This window comes from Actinotalea sp. C106, from assembly GCF_023630195.1.
Classification (GTDB): domain Bacteria; phylum Actinomycetota; class Actinomycetes; order Actinomycetales; family Cellulomonadaceae; genus Actinotalea.
This window is the reverse complement of the sequence record NZ_JALPKN010000399.1, coordinates 1-2,272: the sequence shown is the minus strand read 5'-3', so window position 1 is coordinate 2,272 and position 2,272 is coordinate 1. Positions and strand designations below refer to the sequence as shown.

1 protein-coding gene and 1 pseudogene are annotated in these 2,272 nt (G+C 69.6%); both read left to right on the top strand.

Annotated features, from left to right (window positions below; genetic code table 11):
• A pseudogene (locus L0B03_RS16865) lies at positions 1–135 on the top strand (shikimate dehydrogenase); the annotation flags it as partial.
• Between the two features lie 164 nt (positions 136–299).
• Complete coding sequence (locus L0B03_RS16860) at positions 300–1,973, top strand: ATPase, T2SS/T4P/T4SS family (protein WP_250448023.1); 1,674 nt, start codon at positions 300–302, stop codon at positions 1,971–1,973.
• Positions 1,974–2,272 lie beyond the last annotated feature (299 nt).

The window sequence follows — 2,272 nt, the reverse complement described above, 5'->3', positions numbered from 1 at the left end:
GGCACCGTGGTGGGCGGCGAGCGCATGCTGCTGCACCAGGCCACCGAGCAGGTGCGGCTGATGACCGGGCGCCCGGCGCCGGTCGAGGCCATGGACGCGGCGCTGGGCGCTGCCCTGGAGGCCGGCGGCGCCTGAGCCGCCACCCGCGACAGGCCGCTTCAGGTTCTCCGTCGCCTCCGGGCGAAGAAGGTCTCGGGAGACCTTCAGGCCGGAGCCGGTCCTGCCGATAGGTGGTCAGAGACATGCCGTCGCCCCCGCCCCCGTAGGGAGTGACGGCACAGCCCTGGGGAAGGACTTCTGTGAAGCACCTCGGTGACATCCTGCTCGACCAAGGCTTCGTGACCGAGGGACAGCTCATGGCTGCCCTCGACGAGCAGGCCGAGCGGGGGGAGTCGCTCGGGCGTGTCTTGGTCGAGATCGGCATGCTCAGCGAGTCCCAGCTGGTGCAGGCGCTCGCCTCCCAGGTCGGCATGGACTTCGTCGAGCTCGCCGACTACCCCGTCGACCGCAACGCGGTGTCCCTCGTGCCCGGTTCGATGTGCCGGCGCTACACGGTGCTGCCGGTGTCCTTGCTGGACGGGCACCTCATCCTGGCGATGGCCGACCCGGGGAACGTGCTGGCGGTCGACGACATCCGGACCGCGGCCGGGGTCCCTGTCCACCCGGTGATCGCGACCCACGACGACGTGATCCAGGCCATCGACCGGTACTGCCGCGCCGACGACGAGATCGACGACCTGACCTCGGCCTTCGAGACCAGCGAGCCTCAGCCCCTCGACGACCTGTCAGGCCTCAGCGACCACGGGGACGACGACGCCCCCATCGTCCGGTTCGTCAACCTGCTCGTGACGCAGGCCATCCAGGACCGCGCCTCGGACATCCACATCGAACCCGCGGAGAACGACCTGCGCGTCCGGTACCGGATCGACGGTGTGCTGCACGAGATGCAGCGGTCGCCCAAGCAGATCCAGGGCGGGGTCATCTCACGGCTCAAGATCATGAGCGACATCGACATCGCCGAGCGTCGCAAGCCCCAGGACGGCCGCATGTCGGTCACCCACAACGGCCGCAAGATCGACCTGCGTGTGGCGACCCTGCCGACGGTGTGGGGCGAGAAGGTCGTCATGCGCATCCTCGACAACTCCACCGCGAGCCTGGACCTGCGGGACCTGTCCTTCCTCGAGGACAACCTCGAGACGTACTCCGCGTCGTACAGCAAGCCCTACGGGATGATCCTCGTGACGGGCCCGACCGGCTCAGGCAAGTCGACCACCCTGTACGCGACCCTCAACGCGGTGTCCCGCCCCGAGATCAACGTCATCACGGTCGAGGACCCTGTCGAGTACCGCCTCCCGGGCATCAACCAGGTCCAGGTCAACCCCAAGGCCGGCCTGACCTTCTCGGGGGCTCTGCGGTCGATCCTGCGGTCGGACCCGGACGTGGTTCTCCTCGGTGAGATCCGTGACCACGAGACCGCGCAGATCGCGATCGAGGCCGCCCTCACCGGTCACCTCGTGCTCTCGACCCTGCACACCAACGACGCACCCAGCGCCGTCACCCGGCTCGTCGAGATGGGCATCGAGCCCTTCCTCGTCGGATCGGCGCTCGACTGCGTCGTGGCCCAGCGCCTCGCCCGGCGGCTCTGCAAGAAGTGCAAGGAGCCGTACACGCCGAGCGAGGTCGAGCTCGTCGCTGCGCGGTTCCCCTGGAACCCCGGCGAGGATATCCCCACGCTCCATCGGCCCCACGGCTGCTCGTCCTGCTCCGGCACCGGCTACCGCGGGCGCCTTGCCGTGCACGAGGTCATGCGCGTGACCGAGGACATCGAACGCCATGCCGTGGCGCACTCCTCGGCCGCGGACATCTCCCGCACCGCACGCGAGCAGGGCATGATCTCGCTCCGCGATGACGGCTGGACCAAGGTGCTGCTCGGCGACACCTCAGTCGAGGAGATCCTGCGCGTGGTCGCCTGAGCGCCACGCCGCATCGAGCAAGACCAGCCGTGGATCAGTCCGTTCTTCTCCTCAAGAGGACCGGGCCCATGGTCGATAAGACGACGGAGCGCTCTGTGCTGGAGCGCCGCGACCGGAGGCCAGCGCTGTGAACGACTACTACCCGTCGACGGACGGTGAGGCCCAGCGCCCGCCGACCGCGCAGACCCCGACCTCCGGTCCTGCACCGGCACGGCCGTTCACCCCGGCGCAGCCACCCACCGGCTACCCGTCCCAGCCAGGCCCGGCCGCCGGCGCCCCTGGGGCCGCACCGCTGGGGG